Genomic DNA, 4,510 nt, shown 5'->3' on the forward strand with positions numbered 1-4,510 from the left:
CCTCCTCGCCCGCTACGGGGTGCACACCCACCCGTCGCTGCCCGCCCCCGACCCGGAGGCCGCGGTCCGCGCCGCCGACCACCTCGGCTACCCCGTCGCCCTCAAGACCACCGCCCCCCACCTGCGCCACCGCGCCGACCTCGGAGGCGTCCGCCTCGACATCGCCAACGCCGCCGCACTGCGCCGCGCCTACGCCGAACTGACCTCCGCCCTCGGTTCCCCGAGGGAGCTGCTGCCCGTCGTCCAGGCGATGGTGCCGCGCGGCGTCGACACGGTCGTCCGCGCCGCCATCGACCCGGCGGCCGGCGCGGTGCTCTCCTTCGGGCTGGCCGGGGCGCCCTCCCAGCTCCTGGGCGACATCGCCCACCGCCTCATCCCGGCCACCGACCGTGACGTCGCCGGGCAGATCCGGTCGATCCGCGCCGCCCCTCTCCTCTTCGGCTGGCGCGGCTCCCAGCCCGTGGACACCGGCGCCCTCGCCGACCTGCTGCTGCGCGTCTCCCGGCTCGTCGACGACCACCCCGAGGTCGTCGGCGTCGATCTCGACCCGGTCGTCGTCTCCCCGCACGGACTGTCCGTCCTGGAGGCGTCCGTCCGTCTGGCCAGGCCGCCCGCCACCACCGACCTCGGCCCCCGCCGGCTGCCCGCCTACTGACCCGCCGGGGGCCGGGCCCCGGTGCGGCCCGAGGCGTCCGCCATCCCCGCCACGCCCCGTAAGATGGACCCCATGGCTAAGACCGGTACGACGACCCAGGGGCTCCGCGCGGCGATCGAGCGCAGTGGCTATTACCCGGCCCTCGTGGCCGAGGCGGTGCAGGCCGCGGTCGGCGGCGAGCCGGTCGTGTCGTACCTCGTGCACCAGGAGACGACCTTCGACGCCAACGAGGTCCGCCGCCATGTCACGGTCCTCGTTCTGACCGACACCCGCTTCATCGTCAGCCACACCGATGAGCAGGCCGCCGACGGCACCTCTCCGACCCCGTACGCCACGACCTCCACCGAGTCCGTCAAGACCGGCCGGATCTCCTCGGTCGTCCTCAGCCGCGTCGTCGCCAACCCCGAGTCCTACACCCCCGGGCAGCTGCCCCGCGAGGTCGTCCTCACCATCGGCTGGGGCGCCGTCTCCCGCCTGGACCTGGAACCGGCCAGCTGCGGCGACCCCAACTGCGAGGCGGACCACGGCTACACCGGATCCTCCACCGCCGACGACCTCTCCCTGCGGGTCAGCGAGGCCGGCGACGGCCCCGACTCGGTGCGCGAGACCCTCGCCTTCGCCCAGGCGCTCTCCGAGGCCACCGCCGTCACCGGCACCCGCCGATGACCCACGCCGCCCCCGCCTGGCCGGAACCCGAACCGCTCGACCACCTCACCGCCCCGCGCCCCCGCTACGGCACCGGCTCGCTGGCCGACCTCCTGCCCACCGTCACCGCCGGGATGGGCCTGCCCGGCCCCGGCACCGGCATGGATCTCGCGCCCGCCGACCGGGTCTGCGTCTTCCTCGTCGACGGACTCGGCTGGGAGGTGCTGCGCGCCCACCCCGACGAGGCACCGTTCCTCACCTCCCTCCTCGGCACCTCCAGCAACGGCACCGGCCTCCCGCTGACCACGGGCTTCCCGTCCACCACCGCCACCTCCCTCGCCTCGGTAGGCACCGGCCTCCCGCCCGGCGCCCACGGCCTGGCCGGCTACACCTGCGAGGACCCGGCCGCCGGCGCGCTGATGAACCAGCTGCGCTGGCAGCCGTGGACCGACCCGCACGCCTGGCAGCCCTACCCGACGGTCTTCGAGCGCGCCGCCGCCGCGGGCATCCACACCTGCCAGGTCTCCGCCCCGCAGTTCGCCGACACCCCGCTCACCGAGATCGCCCTCAGCGGCGGCACCTTCCACGGACGGCTCTCCGGCGAGGACCGCATGGACCTCGCCGCCGCCCAACTCGCCGCCGCCGACCGCGCGCTGGTCTACACGTACTACGCCGAGGTCGACGGCAACGGGCACCGCTACGGCGTGGACTCCGACGCCTGGCGCGGCCAGCTCGGGTACGTCGACCGGCTCGCCCAGCGCCTGGCCGAGCAACTGCCGCCGCGCAGCGCCCTCTACGTCACCGCCGACCACGGCATGATCGACATCCCCTTCGACCCCGAGTCCCGCGTCGACTTCGACGAGGACTGGGAACTGCGCGCCGGCGTGCGCCTGCTGGGCGGCGAGGGGCGCGCGCGGCACGTCTACGCGCACCCCGGTGCCGCCTCCGACGTCCTCGCGGTCTGGCGCGAGGTGGTCGGCGACCGGATGTGGGTGGCGAGCCGCGACGAGGCCATCGCCGCCGGATGGTTCGGGCCGCACGTCGACGACCGGGTCCGCGGCCGGATCGGTGACGTCGTGGCGGCCGCGCACGCCGACATGGTGATCATCGCGTCCGAGCGTGAGCCCCGGGAGTCGGCCATGGTCGGGATGCACGGATCGATGACCCCCGCCGAGCAGCTCGTACCGCTCCTGGAAGTCCGCACCTGACCCGCGGGCCCCTGCCGTACGCCCAGCCCCACGACTCCGAAAGGCCCGCACCGCCCCATGCCCGAGCTGGTGTTCTTCTCCGGAACCATGGACTGCGGAAAGAGCACCCTCGCTCTGCAGATCGAGCACAACCGCTCGGCCCGCGGCCTGCGCGGACTGATCTTCAGCCGCGACGACCGGGCCGGCAGCGGCCGGCTCTCCTCCCGCCTCGGCCTGGTCACCGGGGCCGTGGAGGCCGGGGACGACCTCGACTTCTACGCCCATGTCGTCGGCCGCCTCAGCTCCGGCGAACGCGTCGACCACGTCATCGCCGACGAGGCCCAGTTCCTCGCGCCCGACCAGATAGACCAGCTCGCCCGCGTCGTCGACGACCTCGGGCTCGACGTCTTCGCGTTCGGCATCACCACCGACTTCCGCGGCAAGCTCTTCCCCGGCTCCCAGCGCCTGGTGGAGCTCGCCGACCGCATCGAGGTCCTCCAGGTCGAGGCGCTGTGCTGGTGCGGCGCGCGGGCCACCCACAACGCCCGCACCGTCGACGGACGGATGGTCGTCGAGGGCGCCCAGGTCGTGGTCGGCGACGTCGTCAAGGACGGCGGCCCCAAGGTCGGCTACGAGGTGCTGTGCCGGCGCCACCACCGGCGCCGCCAGACCGCCGCCACCGCCCGCGCCGCCGCCCTCTCCCCGGACGTCCTGCCCCTCGACCCGGTGCGCTGACCGGGCCGGGAGCGGGCCCCCCGCGCCTCAGCCCCGCTCGACCACGCTGAACAACCCGCCCTCGCCGTCGGTGACCACCGCCGTCCGCCCGTACGGCGTCTCCCGCGGCGCGCGGACCACCCGGCCGCCCAGCCCGGTCACCCGCCGGGCCGCGGCGTCGGTGTCCGGGACCGCGAAGTACGTCATCCAGTACGGCCCGTGGTCCCGCGTCAGCTCCCGCCCCACCCCGTGGACGCCCGCCACCGGCCGGCCCTTGAGCCGCAGCGTCACATGGTCGGTACCGGCCGACGTCACCGCCTCCGGCTCATGGCCGAAGACATGCTCGTAGAACGGGACGACCGCCGACGTCTCCTCGGCCACCAGTTCGTTCCACACCGGGGTGCCGGGCTCCCCGCTCACCGCCGTGCCGGTCATCGCCCTGCCCTGCCAGATCCCGAGGACCGCGCCCTGCGGGTCGGCGGCGATCGCCATCCGCCCCGCGTCGTCCGCGTCGAGCGGGCCCACCGCGACCGTGCCGCCGCAGCAGCGGACACGTTCCGCGGTGGCGTCGGCGTCGTCGCTCGCCAGATAGGTGGTCCAGGCGACGGGAAGCGCGCGGCCCGGGGTCAGTTCACCGAGCCCGGCCACCTCCCGGCCGTCGAGATACGCCCGGCAGTACGGTCCCAGGTGCCGCGGCCCCGGGCGGAACTCCCAGCCGAACAGCGCGCCGTAGAACTCCTGCGTCGCGGGCAGGCTGTGCGCCAGGAGGCTCACCCAGCAGGGTGTGCCGGGAATCCGCCGGGTCGCTGCCTCGGTCGTCATCGTCACTCTCCTCGGACCATCGGATGTGCCAGGTGCGTACGGGTGCGGGCCCGTGCAGATGCTTGCACCAGGCGCCCCGCGGCGCGCCCCGGCCGCGCCGTCTTCGGCGGGTTCCCGGGGGAGAATGACCGTTTTTTCTGATGCGTATCGGGTGCGGCACCGGTACGGCCCGGAAGATCTGCGCCGTACGGAGGGTGTGACGCCGCCTTCTCTGCGTAGTGGTCCCTACGCAAGGATGGGGGCCATGAACGCCATCATCACCGCTACCGAACTCGCGAGCGACCTCGACAGGGGCACCCCGCCGGTCCTGCTGGACGTGCGCTACCAACTCGGCGGCCCGCACGGCCGCCCGGCCTACGAGGCGGCGCATCTGCCCGGCGCGGTCTTCGTCGACCTCGACGCCGAACTCGCGGGACCGGCCGGCACCGCGGGCCGGCACCCGCTCCCGGACCTCGCGGTCCTCACCGACGCGATGCGGGCCGCCGGC

Annotated in this window: 5 protein-coding genes and 1 pseudogene; 5 read left to right on the plus strand and 1 reads right to left on the minus strand. The window is 74.6% G+C overall.

From position 1 onward, the window contains the following. The 4 genes from AC51EU_RS27445 to AC51EU_RS27460 all read left to right on the plus strand — a co-directional run. Window positions 1–655, plus strand: a 655-nt coding sequence (locus tag AC51EU_RS27445) for an acetate--CoA ligase family protein (RefSeq protein ID WP_496269780.1), incomplete at its 5' end; no start/stop codon positions are given. A 72-nt stretch (window positions 656–727) separates the two neighbouring features. After that, on the plus strand, window positions 728–1,321 hold the full coding sequence (locus AC51EU_RS27450; RefSeq protein ID WP_496269781.1) for a DUF5998 family protein: 594 nt from the start codon (window positions 728–730) through the stop codon (window positions 1,319–1,321). Further along, window positions 1,318–2,508, plus strand: coding sequence for an alkaline phosphatase family protein (locus tag AC51EU_RS27455; RefSeq protein ID WP_496269782.1), 1,191 nt, complete (start codon window positions 1,318–1,320; stop codon window positions 2,506–2,508). The genes AC51EU_RS27450 and AC51EU_RS27455 overlap by 4 nt, the downstream gene beginning before the upstream one ends. Window positions 2,509–2,565: 57 nt before the next feature. Continuing rightward, on the plus strand, window positions 2,566–3,222 hold the full coding sequence (locus AC51EU_RS27460) for a thymidine kinase (RefSeq protein ID WP_496269783.1): 657 nt from the start codon (window positions 2,566–2,568) through the stop codon (window positions 3,220–3,222). A 27-nt stretch (window positions 3,223–3,249) separates the two neighbouring features. On the opposite strand, the gene AC51EU_RS27465 is transcribed toward AC51EU_RS27460, so the two are convergent. Further along, window positions 3,250–4,023 carry a VOC family protein gene (locus AC51EU_RS27465; protein WP_496269784.1) on the minus strand — a complete coding sequence of 258 codons (774 nt, stop codon included), beginning with the start codon at window positions 4,021–4,023 and terminating at the stop codon, window positions 3,250–3,252. A 244-nt stretch (window positions 4,024–4,267) separates the two neighbouring features. Here AC51EU_RS27465 and AC51EU_RS27470 point away from each other — a divergent pair. Further along, window positions 4,268–4,510 (plus strand): annotated as a pseudogene (locus AC51EU_RS27470) (sulfurtransferase); the annotation flags it as partial.

It is taken from the genome of Candidatus Streptomyces philanthi (assembly GCF_059553635.1).

Excerpts from the sequence above, each read along its gene's own strand:
- AC51EU_RS27450 (WP_496269781.1), top strand. The coding sequence starts at position 728 with ATGGCTAAGACCGGTACGACGACCCAGGGGCTCCGCGCGGCGATCGAG.
- AC51EU_RS27455 (WP_496269782.1), top strand. The coding sequence starts at position 1,318 with ATGACCCACGCCGCCCCCGCCTGGCCGGAACCCGAACCGCTCGACCAC.
- AC51EU_RS27460 (WP_496269783.1), top strand. The coding sequence starts at position 2,566 with ATGCCCGAGCTGGTGTTCTTCTCCGGAACCATGGACTGCGGAAAGAGC.
- AC51EU_RS27465 (WP_496269784.1), bottom strand. The coding sequence starts at position 4,023 with ATGACGACCGAGGCAGCGACCCGGCGGATTCCCGGCACACCCTGCTGG.